This window comes from Shewanella sp. 38A_GOM-205m, assembly GCF_000518445.1.
In the GTDB taxonomy this organism is placed as follows: domain Bacteria; phylum Pseudomonadota; class Gammaproteobacteria; order Enterobacterales; family Shewanellaceae; genus Shewanella; species Shewanella algae.
The window spans coordinates 14945-31844 of sequence record NZ_JADP01000015.1 but is presented as its reverse complement, the minus strand read 5'-3'; the positions used below and the strand labels follow the sequence as shown (position 1 = coordinate 31844).

The following is a 16900-nucleotide window of genomic DNA, read 5'->3' as shown; positions in this document are numbered from 1 at the left end:
CACTCAAGGAAAGCGGGCAGGTCATTTCATGGATGCTTTGCAACAACACAGAGCCCTGGCCAAGCAGCAACTTTATCTATGGCATTCGCAACAACTTTATCTATGGCATTCGCAACAACTTGTCTCGGGGGCTGCGTGGCGCAAAGCCTTGGGATTACTGCCATCAGCCGGGGCCAAGCAGAGCCTGAGCTTTTTCAACCCTCTGCTGCTGGGTAGCGCTGCGCTCTGTTTTGCTTCAGCGCTTATCTGCTTTTTTGCCTACAACTGGGCCGCTTTACCGCGCATGGGTAAGTTGGCGTTCTTGGAAACCGGCTTGCTGGGCTGTTTGTTGCTGGCCTTTGCGTTGAGCCGATGGTTAAAGCCACCCCTTGCCGACAAGGCACAAGGCGCTTTGCCCTGGCTCCTGTTTGTGGCCTGTGTGTTTATCGGCGTCTTGCTGGCCTTTATCGGCCAGAGCTATCAGCAAGGGGCTGACAACTGGCAGTTGTTTGCCGTGTGGGCACTGCTTATTCTGCCCTGGGTGGTGTTTTTGAAACTGGAAGCCGGTTATCTGCTGCTTATCTTGCTGTTGAACCTGGCCCTGTGCTTGTTACTGCAGATAACCTCATTGCCGTTTGCAGACCTGTTTAGCTTGCTGGGGGATGACAGGCTCGCTATCCCTTGGTCACTGTTTGCGCTTAATTGGCTGCTGCATCAATGCCTGCTTCGTTTTGCGCTGACAGACAAGCACGGCATCCCCCTCAGCGAGGTAACAAGCGGGCTGCTGAGTTGGGGCTTTTTGTTGCTGGCGAGTTGTTGGACACTGTTCGACTCCTTGAGCAAAGAGCAGTTTATTGCTGTGGTTTTTACGGGGTTGTTGCCGCAGCGCTGATACGAGGCTATCACACAAGGCGTAAACTTTACGGCGTGGCGCTCGGGTTTTTCGGCACGGCAGCGCTGTTTGATCTCTGGTTGCTGCGCTTGCTGTCTGAAGTGCTTGATGGTGATGCCGTGGTACTGTTGTTTGCCCTGATGACGCTTTGCGTGCTGCTCAGTGCCTCAGTCGCCGCCTTGCTGCTAAAGCGCTTGCAGGCTGACTATCTGGCCGCGGCACCAGAGCAACAGGCCCCAAAACACAAAGATGCGACTGCCGACACAGAGCCCAGGGAGGATGAGCCAATCGTCCCTAATGCGGACAGCCTTTTCTGGCAACGGCTGCTGCAGGCGGGCATTGTCTCGGGGGATGTGGCACAAGAGACACCAGAGTTGCAAAGTCCCTGGTATCTCAAGGCGATGCTTATCCTGTTTGGCTGGTTGGCCGGGATCTGTTTGCTGGGTTTCATCGGCACCAGCCTGGCGTTATTGTTGGACGATATTCAGCCTGGGTTGCTGCTGAGCCTGGCGCTGGCGGCATCTGCAGTGGCCTTTGGTTTGAGCCGAGGTCAAAGTGGACTGTTTATCTCTCAGTTTTCCTTGAGCTTTGCCGTTGCCGCCTTGGTGCTCTATGGCATCGCCTTTGATGAGCTGCTGTTTGAAGTGGCTTCCTGGCGCTGGTGGTTGATGCTGGCTCTGGCGGCCTCGCTTCACTGGTATCTGCTGCCACCTTATTTGACCCGGTCCAGTTGCGCGCTGCTGGCATTATTGGCCTTGATTGCGCTGTTGCAGACTCTTTCATTATTACCCTTGGTGACGCCGGCACTGCTACTGGGCTTTGTGCTGCTTTGGCGCCATGAGGCCGACTGGGGCAAGACGCCGCTTCGCTGGCGCTCCCTTGCCATGGCCATGACCTTGGCGCTGCTCTTTTGTCAGACGCCGCAATTGGTTTGGCTGGAAGGTGTCTGGGAGTTAAAGGATCCCGGCGTGAGCCCCGCTATGTTGCAGGGCGCGCAATGGTTACTTGAAGCTTTGCTGCTGTGGCAACTTTGGTGTCTTTTCGGCAATCAAATGAACGCAATCCGGCATCAATTGGATGGGCGTTCGCAGATGCTGTTGCTACTGGGACTGCTGTCGGCCTTGGTTTGGTTTTGGTGGATCCCCGGGCTTATCGCCGGCGCGTTGGTCGCGGTTTTCGGCTTTGTGCTGGCTGAGCGTTTGCTGCTCTGGCTCGGGGTCCTGGCTATGCCGGTCTACTGCGGTTATTACTATTACTCGTTGCAGCAAACCTTGTTGGAAAAATCCTTGCTGCTGATGCTGCTTGGCGTGAGCCTGCTACTGCTCTGGTTTGCGCTGAAGTCTTTGAGCGACAGGCCTGAGTGGCTGGCGGCGCAGAATGGAGGAGAGCAGTCATGAAACCCAAATTGACGCCCAAAATAATGGGGTTGAGCCTCATCTGGGGGCTGCTTTGTTTGCTGGTCATCAACATTTCCGTGTGGCAGAAAGAGCAGCTCTGGCAGCACGGTGAGCCCATCTTGCTTGAGCTGGCCCCGGTGGATCCCCGCTCGCTGATGCAGGGGGATTATATGCAACTCGATTATGAGTTGGCCCGGCAACTGGCCAATGAGCTGCGCGCAAAAGGGCAGTTTCAGGACAATATGCAGGGCTGGCTCAGAGTGAGTCTCGATGAGCAGCAGCGTGCCGCTTTTGTGGCGCTGGAGAGTGATCCAGAGGCTTCTTTGTTGCAGCGACAAAGACGCTTGCCATTTAAAGTCCGTCAGGGAGAAGTGCAATTGGCGAGCCAGGCTTTTTTCTTTGAGGAGGGCCAGGCGGAGCATTTCAGCCAGGGGCATTATGGTGAGCTGAGGTTGGGCGCTGACGGGGAGCTGATGTTAGTGGGCCTGCGTGACGGCCAACTTAAACCTCTTTGAACCTAAGAGTGGTAAGGCCGTGTTCATTAGACCACTAGAGTGGCTTAGGTTTTTTTACGTTTTCCTCCAAGCTAACTCATTGATAAGACTAATTAACTAGCACTAAAGTTTGATAAATATTTTACATATTGCAACCTTGTTGTAACTTGTGGCCTTTATAGTGGCTGCTTCTCCGGATGCGGAGATGTGGAAATAACATTACTTATTGATAAATAAGAAAATCACTATAATCAGGATATATTTCAGGGGTCAATATGTTAACCAAGGCAAGTCTGCTTGCCCTGGCCGTGGGCAGTATTGCTGCCCAGGCTCAGGCGAGTGAGCAAGTGATCATTTCCGAATACGTTGAAGGTTCAGGCAATAATAAGGCCATCGAACTCTTTAACACCGGCAGTCAAGCTGTCGATCTCAGCCAGTATCAGCTGGATATCTTCTTCAATGGCAGTAGCAGTGCAGGCAGCAGCATTGCCCTGAGCGGCATGCTGGCCGCCGGTGGCACTCATGTATTGGCCGACAATGATGCCGACGCTGCAATCCTGGCGTTGGCGCAGCAAACCAGCAGCGCCAGTTTCTTCAACGGTGATGACGCCCTGGTGCTGAGCCGTAATGGTGAGGTGGTCGACAGCCTGGGCCAGGTTGGGGTGGATCCCGGCTCCGAGTGGGGCAGTGGTGATGTTTCCACTCAAAACAATACTATAAGGCGTAAGCTGGACAACTTGAGTGCGGATCTCGACCCCTTCGATGCGGTTGACCTAAGCGGTTGGGATGGTTTCGCCATCGATAATATCGACGACCTGGGGGCCTTTGGCGGTAATGCCGGCGAGCCGGGTGAACCGACAGATCCCGGTAATGGCGCCTTGGTTTGCGGCGATGCGGCTACACCCATTCATGCATTGCAGGGTAGCGGTGAGGCCAGTCCATTGGCCGGTGAAACCCTGGAAGTGGAAGCAATAGTCACCAGCAACCAGGAAGCGGGTCTCAAGGGATTGTTCCTGCAGATGGCCGATGCCGAGGCGGATGCTGATCCTTTGACCTCGGAAGGGGTGTTCCTGTACACAGGCAATAGCGCCAGTGGCTATCAGGCCGGCGACCGAATTCGAGTGCGGGCTCAGGTCACTGAATATCAAGGCCTGACCGAACTGACCAATGTCAGTGCCAAGGCCTTGTGTGCCACATCACAGCCTCTGCCGAGTGCAGCCAGAGTGAGCCTGCCGGTCAATGACAGCAGTGCACTTGAAGCCTTCGAAGGCATGTTGGTCAGCTTTGAGCAGCATCTTACGGTAAACGAAGTCTACAACCTTGGCCGTTATGGTGAGGTGTTGTTGGGTTCAAGCCGTCACTTTATCGGTACTCAGGTGGCCAATCCCGGCGCCGATGCCTTGGCGGTCACGGCAGCCAATGCCCTGGATTCCATAGTGCTTGACGATGGCCTGACGGCACAAAACCCGGATCCTGTTATCTATCCGGCCCCGGGTCTGAGCGCCGCTAACCCGCTCAGAGTCGGTGATACTGTCACAAACCTCACCGCGGTGATGCATTACGGCTTTGGCATTTACCGTTTGATGCCGGTCGATACCGTCAACTTTGTTGCCGCCAATCCCAGAGCGTCCGAGCCTGAGTTGAATCGTCTCGATGCCTTGACAGTTGCCAGTTTCAACGTGCTCAACTATTTCAACGGCGATGGCCAGGGCGGTGGTTTCCCCACGTCCCGTGGCGCCGATACTCAAGCGGAGTTTGAGCGCCAACGAGCCAAGATAATCGCGGCGATGAAAACTATTAACGCCGATGTCTTCGGTTTGATGGAAATCGAGAACGATGGTTTCGACAGTAACTCGGCAATTGCCGATCTGGCCCGCGGTCTCAACGACGCCATTGGCACTGACAGCTATCGCTATCTGGCGCCACAGGTTAATCGTATTGGCAACGATGAGATCAGCGTCGGTATTCTGTATCGTCAGGACAGAGTCACCCCGGAAGGGGTTGCGGCGATTCTGGACAGCAGTAATTCGGCGCTGGATGACAATGGTCAGGTGCTGTTCAACGATGGCAAGAACCGTCCCATGCTGACCCAGAAGTTTAGCGTCAACGACAGTGAGGATAGCTTTGTGGTGGCGGTCAACCACCTCAAGTCCAAGGGCAGTGATTGTAATGCGCTGGGCGATCCCGACATGAACGACGGCCAGGGTAACTGTAATCTGACCCGAACCCGCGCAGCCATGGCGATAGGCCAGTTCCTGCAGGCAGAATATCAGGATGACAAGGTGCTGGTGATAGGGGATCTCAACGCCTACGCCAAGGAAGACCCACTGACAACCCTGGCCAATGCCGGTTACGCCGAACTGTTTGGCGAGCTTGGTAAGCCTTCCGCATACTCTTATGTGTTCTCCGGTGAGTCGGGACAGCTAGATCATGCACTGGCCAATGAAGCCATGCTGGCCAATGTTCGTGATGTGACCGAGTGGCATATCAATACCGATGAACCCAGGGTGCTGGACTATAACACTGAGTTCAAGACGCCGGAGCAATTGCAAAGTTTCTACAGCAACGATGCCTTCCGTTCATCGGATCACGACCCTGTGATCATCGCCCTGGACTTTGCCGCGGCCAATCAGGCACCGGTTGCCGAGTTCTCAGTGCAGCAAAATGGCGCTGCGGTGGCGCTCTCTAGCACTTCGAGTGATAGCGACGGTGAGTTGGTGAGTCAGGAGTGGGATCTGGGTGACGGTACTCAAGCCTTTGGCGAGCAGGTGAGCCATGAATACCAGCAAAGCGGTGTTTACCTCATCACTCTGACCGTGACTGATGACAAAGGTGCCCAGCACAGTGTCAGCCGTGAGGTGACCGTTGAGATAGCCCCTGAACCGACCGAGCCTGTGGCGGTTATCCGTCATCTGGATCTTTGGCTGCTGCAGGTGTTTATCTCCGAGAGCTATGATCCTGACGGTTATATCAAAAAGCAGCAGTGGCGCTTCAACGATGGGCGTAGATTCAACGGCCCGGTTGCCATGCGTATTGGCGGTCGTGCCAATGAAGTGACACTGACAGTGACCGACAATGATAAGCAAAAGGCCAGCACCAGCCTGAGCTTCTAATCAAAAATACCCGAAAAGGTAAAACGCCCCCAATAGCTAAAGCAATTGGGGGCGTTTCTTTTGTGCATTTAATCAAGAGCAGCGTTTAACAGCGACTTGATACTTGCCTGTACCTTGTTTAGAGCTCTATAACATCAAACTCAACCGCCGGATTAACGTCGGCATCATAGTCTATGCCTTCGATACCAAAGCCAAACAACTTGAGGAATTCGGCCTTGTACTCACGGTAGTCGGTCAGCTCACTGAGGTTTTCTGTGGTGATTTGTGGCCAGAGATCGCGGCAATGCTGCTGGATATCTTCTCTCAGTTCCCAATCATCCAGGCGCAGGCGGTTGGCATCGTCTACTTCTGGCTTGCTGCCATCGGCCTTGTATAGGCGCTCGCTGAACATACGGTAAATCTGTTCCATGCAGCCTTCATGCAGGCCTTCTTCGCGCATCTTCTTGAATACCATGGCGATATACAGCGGCATTACCGGAATAGCCGAACTGGCCTGAGTGATCACACTCTTGAGCACGGCGACATTGGCACTGCCACCCTTGGCGGCCAGTCTTTGGTTCAGTTCGCCGGCGGCGCGGTCGAGATCCATCTTGGCCTTACCCAGAGCGCCATGCCAGTAGATAGGCCAGGTCAGCTCTGTTCCTATATAGCTGTAAGCTACTGTCTTGCAACCATCGGCCAGTACGCCGGCCTTGTCGAGGGCATCTAGCCACAGTTCCCAATCCTGACCACCCATCACAGTAACAGTATCTTTGATTTCCTGCTCTGTCGCTGGCTCAACCGAGGCTTCAATGATGGTGTCTTTGTTGGTGTCCACCGCGGTAGAGCGATATGACTCGCCGATAGGCTTGAGGGCCGAGCGGATCACTTCGCCGCTGTCTGGCAGTTTGCGTACAGGCGAGGCCAGTGAATACACCACCATGTCTATCTGGCCCAGATCGGCCTTGATCAGCTCAATCACCTTGGCTTTGGCTTCATGGCTGAAGGCATCACAATTGATGCTCTTGGAATACAGGCCTTCAGCCTTGGCAAACTTGTCAAACGCCGCCGAGTTGTACCAACCGGCTGTGCCGGGTTTGGTCTCAGTGCCGGGCTTTTCAAAAAAGACCCCGATAGTGGCAGCATCGGAACCAAAGGCGGCGGCAATACGGGAGGAGAGACCATAACCACTGGAAGAACCTACCACCAGTACTTTCTTGGGGCCATTGGCTATCTTGCCTTTGGCCTTGGTGGTGTTGATCTGCTCCAGCACGTTGGCTTCACAGCCCAGAGGATGAGTAGTGGTACAAATGAAACCACGAATTTTAGGTTTAATAATCATGTCTTAGCTTCTTCTTCCGAAAACTGTCATTAGGATAAGTATTTCAACTCTAATTGGTACTGATTTTTTCAAAAAGCCTGCCGACGGGGCAGTGGTTGGAGCAGTTTGAACCCTTATCAACGCTTGCGGGCCAGTTGTGCCTGCTCCTGCAATAATCTTTGGGTGTATTCGTGTTGCGGATCATTGAACAGGGTCTCGGTGGCGGCTTTTTCCACCATCACCCCCTTGTGCAACACCATGATCTTGTCGCTTACATGGCGGATAACATTGAGATTGTGGGACACAAAAATATAGGAAAGCCCCATCTCTTTTTGCAGCTTGAGCAGCAGGTTGAGGATCTGAGCCCGTACCGAGAGATCCAGCGCCGTCAGAGCTTCATCGGCGATAATGATCCTCGGGTTGAGCATCAAGGCCCGGGCCACTGCTACCCGCTGCTTCTGTCCTTCGGAAATCATGTGGGGATAAAACTCCACATGTTCCGGCAGCAAGCCGACTTTGCGCAAAGTCTCAACCACTTGCTCGCTGCGGGCATGGGCTGAGAGCCGGGTATTGAACCTCAGCGGCTCATTGAGCAGTTCCCCTATGGTCAGCCTGGGGTTGAGTGAGGTATTGGGATCCTGGAATATCATCCGGATAAGTCTGCAGCGCTGTTTCAGATCATGGCTGTCGAGCGGCTCACCATTGAACAGAATTTGTCCGCCGCTGCGATACTCGGCACCGACCAAAATACGGGCCAGAGTACTCTTGCCGGAGCCGGCTTCACCGGCAATGGCCAGGGTTTCGCCACTGTTGAGTTCAAACGAAATGGGCGCCAAAGCCTCAGTATATTGGCGGCGAAAGCCCTTGTAGCCGCTGAAGTAGCGTTTGCTCAGGTCCGTGACTTTAAGCAAGGGAGTCGTCATCAATAGGCTCACTCTGATAAGGGAAATGGCAGGCGTAATATCTGTCTTTATGATGGCTCAGTTGCGGTTGCACCACGCATTGTTTGCGGGCTTCCGGGCAGCGAGGCCCCAGGCGGCAGCCTATCGGCAGATGTTGCAGCGCCGGCACTGAGCCCGGCAGGGTCGGCATCAGTGTCTTGTGGGCTGCAGGGCCGGAATAGTCCGGCATATTATCCAGCATCGCCTTGGTATAGGGATGATAAGGCTGCTCAAGTAGCTCTGCGGTAGGGCCGGATTCCATCACCTGGCCGCTGTAGAGCACAGTCAGACGGTTACACCAGTTCGACAGTGTGTCCAGCTCGTGGCTGATCAGCAAGATGGCGACGTTCTGCAACTGATTGAGCTGAGTCAACAGACGAAATATCTGCGCCTGGGTACTGGGTTCCATCGAAGCCGTAGGTTCATCGGCGATCAGCAACTTGGGACGATTGGCGAGCGCCATGGCGATCATCACTTTCTGGCATTCACCTTCGGAGAGTTCCCAGGCATAGCTGGCCAGCACCCGTCGCGGCTCTTTGACCCCCACCTTGTGCAACCATTTTTGTGCTGTAAGACGCCGCTCTTTACCGCGGCGCCAGAAAGGTGTCTGCTTATTCAGCGGCATGGCTTCAATCAATTGGCTGCCCACAGTAAGCGCCGGGTCAAAGCTGCCGGAGGGATCCTGAAATATCATCGACATATCAGAGCCCATAAGGCTGCGCCGCTCCGCCTGATTCATTTCCATCAGGTTGCGGCCATCCCACATCATGCGATCGGCGGTGACAGTCCAGTTGGGGCCGGGGATCCCGAGAATGGCCCGCGCCATGAGAGAGCGGCCCGAGCCGGATTCACCGACCAGACCATGGATTTCACCGGCATTGACTGTCAGGCTGACTTTTTCCAGCGCCTTGACCCGCCCATGGGGCGTGTCCAGTTCTATGGTGAGATTACGAATATCGAGTAACGGCATAATCAGTTTCTGATGGGCGCAAGCGCCGATCTCAGTCCATCGCCGACCAGGTTGACGGCCAACACACTCAGCAGGATAGCGGCTCCCGGAATGGTCACTGTCCAGGGAGCGGTCAGCAGGTTATCCAGGCCCTGGAATACCATGGCACCCCATTCGGATTTGGGCGCCTGGGCACCGAGATTGAGGAAACCCAGCGCGGCGATATCCAAAATGGCCGCCGATATTGCCAGCGTTGTTTGAATAATTACAGTCTCCCAGACATTGGGCATAATCACAAACCAGAATATCTGCAGACCATTGGCGCCATCCAACTTGGCGGCGGTGACATATTCTTTTTGCAACTCTTCATGCACGGCTTGATGTATGGCGCGAACAAACTGAGGCGTGAGCGCGATACCCACGGCCCAGAATACGTTCATCAGCCCGGGGCCCATTACCGCCACCACCAGAATAGCCATCAAGAGTGATGGAATCGACAGCAAGGCATCGAGCAGGTGCCCTAGGATACTGGACTTGAGGCCGCGCATCATCCCCGAGAATGAACCGATAATAAAACCCACCAGGAGTGCGGTGGCAACAATCGCCAGCGCCATGCCGAAGGTGTAACTGGTGCCGTGCAGCAGGCGGGAAAAGATATCCCGGCCGAGATCGTCTGTACCGAGAAAGTGCTCAACCGTGCCGAGATCGTCCCAGGATGGTGGCAGTAACAGGGCGTTGGGATCTTGAAAATCGGCCGGGTAGGGGGCAATCATGGGCCCGAACATTGTCAGGATCAGCAGGCAGAGCACGCCCCAGAGCCCGGCAAGCGCAAAAGGATTGGCGGCAAAGGTACGCCAGAGCTTGAGGCTGGGGGATGGAATATCGTCTTCCTGATAAATCTTAATTTGAGGCATAGAGTTCCTTCCTGCTGAGCGGATTGGTGGCTGTGTGCAGCACTTCAATCAGAATACTCAGAAAGATAATCAGCAGCGCTACCGCCAGTGTGCCGCCCTGGATCACAGTGTAATCCCGTTGGTAGATACCTGATACCAGCCAGGAGCCGACCCCGGGCCAGCTGAAGATCACTTCCACCACTATGGCATAGCTGGCAAATGGCCCCAGCATAAGTCCCAGGTGCTTGAGCAGGGGGATTAAGGCATTGGGCAGGGCGTGGCGCAACACGATTTTACCCGTGGGCAGGCCTCTGGCCTCGGCGGCGCGGATATAGGTCTGGTTCATCACATTCATCATCGCCGAGCGGGTAATACGTACCACCACGGTAAAGGGCAACACAGACAAGGTCAGCGCCGGCAAGATAATGTGCAAGGCGGCATCCTTAAAGGCGGATAAGCGGTATTGCGAGTCGGACAGCAGGGTATCTATCAGCATAAAACCGGTCACAGGCTTGATCTCATAGAGCAGGTTTATCTGCCCGGAAATAGGCAGCCAACCCAGTCTGACCCCGAACCAGAGCGACAGGGACAGCCCGAGCCAGAATACCGGAATCGAGTAACCTGTCAGTGTCACCGCCATGATGGCGTTTTGGGTCAGTTTCTGTTTACTCAGCGAGGCCAACACCCCCAGCGGCACCCCGAAGATGATGGCAAACAAACCGGATACAGTCGCCAGTTCGAAAGACGCCGGCAGTACCGCCAACAGCTCTTCTGCCACCGGTCTTTGAGAGGTCACAGAAATGCCGAGATCGCCACTGAGCCTCTGCCCCAGGTAGCCAATAAACTGAGAAAAGGAGCCGCCATCGAGATGATAGTCGGCGATGATTTGTGCCTCCTGGGCATCACTCGGGGCTTGGATCCCGGTCAGGGCATAGATGCGGTCCACCGGAAACAAACTGGTGGCGTAGAAGAGTACACAGATAAGGATGAGTGAGGTGGCGACAAAGAGGTTAAGCCTGCGCAGCAGATAAGCAGCCATCAGTTTTGCTCCTTGGCGGGCGATGTTTTTTTCTCAACAGCCGGTTTGTTGCCGTGGCCTATGTTGGCAAAGGCGATGCCGCCAAAAGGCGTGAGGCTGGTTTCGGTCACGCTGGCATTCTTCAGTGCCATACGTTTGGCATGAGCCAGGCTCACCAATGGCATATCCTGTGCCAGAATCGCCTCGGCCTGGTGGTACAGCAAACTTCGGCTTTCTCTGTCGGTCACGCTTCTGGCCTGGTTGAGCAGGACGTCAAACCTGGGGTTACACCAGCGGGAACGGTTGTTGTTGGAGGCGATAGAGCCACAACTGAGCAATGGGGTGAAGAAGTTATCCGGATCGCTGTTGTCGGCGTTCCAGCCGATGAGTACCGAGTCATAATCACTGCGTGCCAGTTTTTGGGTGAACACACTCCAATCGTAGTTGACGATATTGACCTTGACACCTATGGTCGCCAAATCGGCCTGGATCAGCTCGGCGGTCTTCAGCGCATTGGGGTTGTATATTCGTGCCACAGGCATAGCCCAGATATCCAGCTCCAGTTTATCTATGCCGGCTTCATCCAGCAGCGCTCTGGCTTTGTCAGGGGCATATTCATAACTCTTGGCCGAATCGGAATAGGCCCAGGAGGAGGGTGGCAGAATACCGGTTGCCTCGACGGCTGTGTCCTGATAAACGGCCCTTAGCAGGTTTTGCTTGTCGATGGCGTAGGCCAGCGCCCGTCTGACCCTGACATCATTGAACGGCGGCTTTTGGGTATTGAAGGCCCAATAGGCCACATTCATCCCGGGGCGGCTTTCCAAAACCAGGTTGTCGTGCTGCTCAATAACCGGCAACTCACCGGCCTTGGGCAAGGCCGAGACGCTGCAATCGCCGGTGATCAGCTTGGCCAGGCGGGTAGTGCTTCGCGGTGTGATATCGAACACCAGCATTTCAGACTGCGGCATATTGCCCCAGTAACCTGGGTGGCGCCGGTAGCGGATATATTCATTCTTAACGTATTGCACCAGCATAAAGGGGCCTGTTCCTATCGGCTGATTATCCAACTGCTGCGGGTTGCCTTGGGCAAGAAGCTGATCGGCATACTCTTTGGAGAGGATCACCGCAAAGTCGGTGGCCAGGTTGGAAAGGAATGAGGCATCGGGCTGGGTGAGTTCAAATCTGACTCGATATTCGCCTTGTTTGCTGATGGATTTTATCAGCCCGGCAAAACCTATGCTTTGGAAGAAGGGGTAACCGCCCTGAGCTACCTCATGGAAAGGGTGCTGCTTGTCTATGATGCGATTGAAACTGAACAGCACATCATCTGCATTGAAATGCCGGCTGGGGTGAAAGTAGGGCAGATCGTGAAACTGGGTACCCTGGCGCAGCTCAAACTCATAACTGAGGCCGTCTTCGCTTATCTGCCACTCGGTTGCCAGTGCCGGAATGATATCACCGCTCTCGGGATCATAATCCACCAGGCGGCTGTAAATTTGGTGCGAGGTAGCATCGATTGTGGTTCCCGAGGTCACCAGCTGCGGGTTGAACGACTCGGGATTGCCCTCGGAGCAGTATACCAGGCCGGAGGGCACTTTCTGTTGACCACAGCCGCCAAGCAGCATTGTCAGAGCCAGGCCGGTCAGTATGCTCCCGGTCAGCTTCAGGCGCCGGCATGAGCGGAATAAACGCCCTGCCACAAGATCTCCGTAGAGCTTGCTCCTGGAAACTCGCGCCATTGCATCAGAGTCTCGCCCGGGGCGTAACGTCAGCAGATTCATTGCAAAATCGTTAGTTATTCAGATGTTGACCGAACATTTTAGCAGTGCAGCCGTTACCTGGGCAATCGGCTTATGCCTTATCGAGCAAATTGTATTTTTTCAGTATGCCTCTGAGCTGATGGTAGCTAAGTCCCAGTAGCTCAGCGGTTTTCTTTTGATTGAACTGGCTGGCACTGAGCGCACGTTGAATAAGGTCAGTCTCGAAGTCTTCACAGCACTGTTTGAAGTCCACCGGGAACTGTATCTGGTTTGCCGAAGGTTCCGGGCTATCGTTTGTCGGTGCGGCGGCACTGCCGGCAATGACTTCATTGCCAACTTCAGCGGTCGCCAGCTGGCGACTATGAGTCTTGACCCGCTTGGTGGGGCGGTAGGGCGAGGCAAAAGGGTCGAGCACTATATTCTCAATCGGTTCGGGGTTATGACCATGGCGATAGACGCTGCGCTCTATGGCGTTTTTCAGCTCCCGAATATTACCCGGCCAGCTGTGATCCATCATGGTCGCCACGGCTTCGGCGGCAAAACCGGTAAACAGCTCCAGTTTGAGCTGACGCGCCATCCCCACGGCAAAGTATTCTGCCAATGGCAAAATATCTTCCCGGCGGCAGCGCAGCGGCGGCAGGGTGATCACATCGAACGCCAAACGGTCGAGCAGATCGGCTCGAAACTCGCCGGCTTCCGCCAGACTGGGTAAGTCTTCATTGGCGGCGCAGATTAGGCGTACATCGGCATTGAGGGTCTTGCTGCCGCCCACCCTTTCATATTCACCATATTCAATGACCCGCAGCAGCTTCTCCTGAATGAGGCCGGAAGTATTGGCCAGCTCATCGAGAAACAGGGTGCCGCCGTCGGCGCGCTCGAAGCGGCCTTCATGACGCCCCTTGGCGCCGGTAAATGCGCCGGACTCATGGCCAAACAGTTCACTTTCCAGTAGATTTTCACTCAGAGAGGAGCAATTGAGCTTGATAAAACTCTGATCCCAGCGTTGGGAAAGATAGTGCAGACGCTCGGCGATCAGCTCTTTACCCGTCCCCCGCTCACCTATGATAAGCACAGGTTTGGACAGCGGCGCGATTTGGGAAACGTGCTCCAACACCTCCAACAGGGCATTGGATTGACCGATAAGATTGTCTTGCTGATAGGGATTGGCCACGATAATAGTTAGTCTTTAACGCTAATAATTGGTGAAAATCATAATATGCGGGTAGGTTAAATAAATAAAGAGAAAGTTAAAATTTATATTAACATATTGATTTTAAATGGTGTTTAAAAGTTGGCACGGGATCTGTATTACAAGAACCGAGACCCACAATAAATGTAGAGGACAGGATTATGGGAATTTTCACACGTTTTGCCGACATCATTAATGCCAACATCAGTGCCTTGCTGGACAAGGCGGAAGATCCGGAAAAAATGGTGCGCCTGATCATTCAGGAAATGGAAGATACCCTGGTTGAAGTGCGTTCTACTTCGGCTAAAGTATTGGCAGAGAAGAAAGAGTTGCTCCGCCGTATTGGCAAAGTGCAGGCTCAGGTGCAGGATTGGCAGGAAAAGGCCGAACTGGCACTGACCAAAGACAGGGAAGACCTGGCCAAGGCCGCGCTGGTTGAAAAGCAAAAAGCCGCTACCCTGGCGCAGACTCTGGAGCAAGAGCTCGAGGTGGTTGAAGAGCATATTGCCCGCCTGAAAGAGGAAGTGGGTCAACTGCAGGAAAAGCTGGCCGATGCCAAGGCTCGCCAGAAGACCATCATAATGCGCAAGCAAACCGCTTCTTCACGCCTGGAAGTGAAAAAGCAGCTGGATTCCAGCAAAATCGACAACGCCATGCTCAAGTTTGAGCAGTATGAGCGTCGCATCGAAGGGCTGGAGGCTGAAGTTGAGTCCTATGATCTTGGTGGCAAAAAGTCCAGTCTGGAAGAGGAGTTTGCGGCACTCAAGGCCGAAGATTCTGTCAGCGCCGAGCTGGAAGCCTTGAAGGCCAAGGTGAAAGGCGATAGCGCCAAAACCAAAAAATAATACAGACTCAGAGGTGATTTATGGATATGGACTTACTGCTGGCACCCCTGATTATCTTCATGATCTTTGTGGCGCCAATCTGGTTGATTCTGCATTACCGCAGTAAACGTCAGGTGAGCCAGGGGCTTACCGAGGCAGAGTTCAAACAGCTTAACGACTTGATAGACACAGCTGACAAGATGGGCCAAAGGATTGAAACGCTGGAAGCCATCCTGGATGCCGAGTCCCCGGAATGGAGGCAACGTCATGACTGAATCAGGCAAGCGTACTCTTTACCGCATACCCCAGCAAAGGAAGATAGCCGGGGTCTGTGCCGGGGTAGCCGAGTACTTTAATCTGGAACCTTGGTTGGTTCGGGTCGCTACGGTTTCAATCCTTGTGCTCGGTGGCTATGGAATGGTGATTATCACCTATCTGGTGTTGTGGATGATACTGGATGTCAAACCTTGGACAGCCAAAGACACCCATAAGGACATTGGGGTCAAGAAAAAGGTCTGGCAAGCCGGGGAGCCCGCCAAACAGGCGCTCAGAGATGTAAGCAATCGCTTTCAATCACTGGAGCATAGGCTCAGGGCACTCGAACAACATGTCACCTCTGAGCAGTTCGAGTTGAAAAGACAGATCAATAACCTATAAATCCTTGTTCAAGGGGCGGTGCTTACCGCCCCGTTTGTTTGTATCAGGAGAATTATGGCAAGCGTCAGGCAAAAGTTCGGCAAACTCAAACACAAAACCCGCGAGTTGGCACAACGCACCACAGACAGGCATCTTAGGTTGGCGGTTACCGGCCTTTCCGGCGCAGGCAAGACGGCCTTCATTACCGCGCTGGTGGATCGACTGCTGCGCGCCGGCACTGAGGCTGATGGCAGTGGCTTACCCCTATTTCAGGTGTGCCGTGACGGACGTTTACTCGGTGTCAGGCGGGAGCTGCAGCCTGATTTGACCATAGCCAGTTTTGACTTTGATGCTGCGATTGCCAGCTTGACCGCAGCCAAGCCCAGTTGGCCGGCATCGACCCGCAGTATCAGTGAGCTGCGGCTGACGCTCAAATATGTGCCTACCAAAGGGATGCTGGCAAAACTGGCCGACAGCGCCAAACTGCATCTCGACATAGTCGATTACCCCGGGGAGTGGCTGCTGGACTTACCCATGTTGAGCCAGGACTTTAACCGCTGGTCCGAAACCCGCTTTGCCCGGCAATCAACCCTGGAAGCCTCGCCTCTCTATCCTAAGTTTGTTGCGGCGCTGGCGACGCTGGATTTGTACGCCGATGCCGACGAGCAGGCGCTGGCTGCCATTGCCGAAAGTTATCGGTTACTGCTGCTGGATCTGGTGCAACAACAGGGTTTTTATCAAGCCCAGCCGGGGCGAATGTTGCTTCCCGGAGAGCTGGCCGGTACGCCAATTTTGGCTTTTTTCCCCCTGTTACCCGAGCAACTCCAAGATAAGCAGCAACTGACATCTGCCGGACGTCGCAGCAATTATCAGGTGCTCAGGCACAGATATCAGCAATATCTGGCCAAAGTGGTCAAGCCCTTCTATCAGGAGTATTTTGCCGGTTTCGACCGTCAGTTAATTCTGGTGGATTGCTTCAGCGCCCTTAATCGTGGCAAGGCGCAGTTTGAAGATATGGCCGAAGCACTCAATGCCATCAGCGCCAGCTTCCAGTATGGCCAGTCCAATCTGCTGCGACGTCTGTTTGCTCCCCGAATAGATACTCTGCTGTTTGCCGCCAGTAAAGTCGATCAGGTGACCCGGGATCAGCAGGGCAATGTGTTGTCACTGCTCAGCGCCATGTTGGCGCCCAGTCGGCAACAGGCCGGATTTGCCGGCAGTCGGGTGGAAACCATGGCCATCAGCGCCATCAAGGCAACCCGTCACGGTATGGTCAAAGATGCCGATGGCGTGGAGGTGGAAGTGGTCTGTGGCCGGCGCATGAGCGATGGCCAGAAGGTGACCCTGTATCCGGGTGAGGTGCCCAGAGCCTTGCCTGAGCAAGCGTTTTGGCAAAGGCAGGGATTTCATTTCTGTGAGTTTGCGCCGCCCGACAGCCAACCAGAACTAGGCTATGAACATATCCGGCTCGATCACCTGCTGGAGTTTCTTTTGGGCGACAAGTTGAGGTAAGTC

15 protein-coding genes are annotated in these 16900 nt (G+C 54.3%); 8 read left to right on the top strand and 7 right to left on the bottom strand.

What is annotated here, in order from left to right; translation table 11 throughout:
- Positions 1-28: 28 nt before the first annotated feature.
- The 4 genes from N512_RS23790 (at position 29) to N512_RS0111635 (ending at position 5875) form a co-directional block, all read left to right on the top strand.
- A complete protein-coding gene (locus N512_RS23790) occupies positions 29-871 on the top strand; it encodes a DUF2157 domain-containing protein (protein WP_028780449.1) in 843 nt (280 codons plus the stop codon).
- A 35-nt stretch (positions 872-906) separates the two neighbouring features.
- Positions 907-2268: a DUF4401 domain-containing protein gene (locus N512_RS0111645; RefSeq protein WP_028780448.1), complete on the top strand. Its 1362-nt coding sequence runs from the start codon at positions 907-909 to the stop codon at positions 2266-2268.
- Positions 2265-2783, top strand: coding sequence for a GDYXXLXY domain-containing protein (locus N512_RS0111640; RefSeq protein WP_028780447.1), 519 nt, complete (start codon positions 2265-2267; stop codon positions 2781-2783). Before N512_RS0111645 ends, N512_RS0111640 begins: the two co-directional genes overlap by 4 nt.
- A 254-nt stretch (positions 2784-3037) precedes the next feature.
- Complete coding sequence (locus N512_RS0111635; protein WP_028780446.1) at positions 3038-5875, top strand: ExeM/NucH family extracellular endonuclease; 2838 nt, start codon at positions 3038-3040, stop codon at positions 5873-5875.
- A 118-nt stretch (positions 5876-5993) separates the two neighbouring features.
- Here N512_RS0111635 and fabV read toward each other — a convergent pair whose 3' ends face one another.
- From fabV to pspF, 7 genes are all read right to left on the bottom strand, one after another.
- Positions 5994-7196, bottom strand: a complete 1203-nt coding sequence (gene fabV, locus N512_RS0111630) for an enoyl-ACP reductase FabV (protein WP_025887141.1) — start codon at positions 7194-7196, stop codon at positions 5994-5996.
- Between the two features lie 116 nt (positions 7197-7312).
- Positions 7313-8098, bottom strand: coding sequence for a peptide ABC transporter ATP-binding protein (locus tag N512_RS0111625; protein ID WP_025011219.1), 786 nt, complete (start codon positions 8096-8098; stop codon positions 7313-7315).
- On the bottom strand, positions 8079-9086 hold the full coding sequence (locus N512_RS0111620; RefSeq protein ID WP_025011220.1) for a peptide ABC transporter ATP-binding protein: 1008 nt from the start codon (positions 9084-9086) through the stop codon (positions 8079-8081). Before N512_RS0111620 ends, N512_RS0111625 begins: the two co-directional genes overlap by 20 nt.
- A 2-nt stretch (positions 9087-9088) precedes the next feature.
- Positions 9089-9979, bottom strand: coding sequence for an ABC transporter permease subunit (locus N512_RS0111615; RefSeq protein WP_028780445.1), 891 nt, complete (start codon positions 9977-9979; stop codon positions 9089-9091).
- A complete protein-coding gene (locus N512_RS0111610) occupies positions 9966-10997 on the bottom strand; it encodes an ABC transporter permease (RefSeq protein WP_025011221.1) in 1032 nt (343 codons plus the stop codon). The genes N512_RS0111615 and N512_RS0111610 overlap by 14 nt, the downstream gene beginning before the upstream one ends.
- A complete protein-coding gene (locus N512_RS0111605) occupies positions 10997-12601 on the bottom strand; it encodes an ABC transporter substrate-binding protein (RefSeq protein ID WP_231473572.1) in 1605 nt (534 codons plus the stop codon). Before N512_RS0111605 ends, N512_RS0111610 begins: the two co-directional genes overlap by 1 nt.
- A gap of 226 nt (positions 12602-12827) precedes the next feature.
- The gene (pspF, locus tag N512_RS0111600) at positions 12828-13907 is read right to left on the bottom strand and encodes a phage shock protein operon transcriptional activator (RefSeq protein WP_028780443.1); all 1080 of its coding nucleotides are present in this window, start codon (positions 13905-13907) and stop codon (positions 12828-12830) included.
- 179 nt (positions 13908-14086) lie between these two features.
- On the opposite strand from pspF, the gene pspA reads away from it, so the two are divergent.
- From pspA to N512_RS0111580, 4 genes are read left to right on the top strand one after another with little or no spacing between them, the layout of a single operon-like run.
- Entirely contained in the window at positions 14087-14770 is a 684-nt protein-coding gene (pspA, locus tag N512_RS0111595; RefSeq protein ID WP_028780442.1) for a phage shock protein PspA, read from the top strand.
- A 20-nt stretch (positions 14771-14790) separates the two neighbouring features.
- Positions 14791-15024 carry an envelope stress response membrane protein PspB gene (gene pspB / locus N512_RS0111590; protein ID WP_025011223.1) on the top strand — a complete coding sequence of 78 codons (234 nt, stop codon included), beginning with the start codon at positions 14791-14793 and terminating at the stop codon, positions 15022-15024.
- On the top strand, positions 15017-15406 hold the full coding sequence (pspC, locus tag N512_RS0111585; protein WP_025011224.1) for an envelope stress response membrane protein PspC: 390 nt from the start codon (positions 15017-15019) through the stop codon (positions 15404-15406). The genes pspB and pspC overlap by 8 nt, the downstream gene beginning before the upstream one ends.
- A gap of 54 nt (positions 15407-15460) precedes the next feature.
- Complete coding sequence (locus N512_RS0111580) at positions 15461-16897, top strand: YcjX family protein (RefSeq protein ID WP_028780441.1); 1437 nt, start codon at positions 15461-15463, stop codon at positions 16895-16897.
- The last annotated feature ends 3 nt before the right edge of the window (positions 16898-16900 follow it).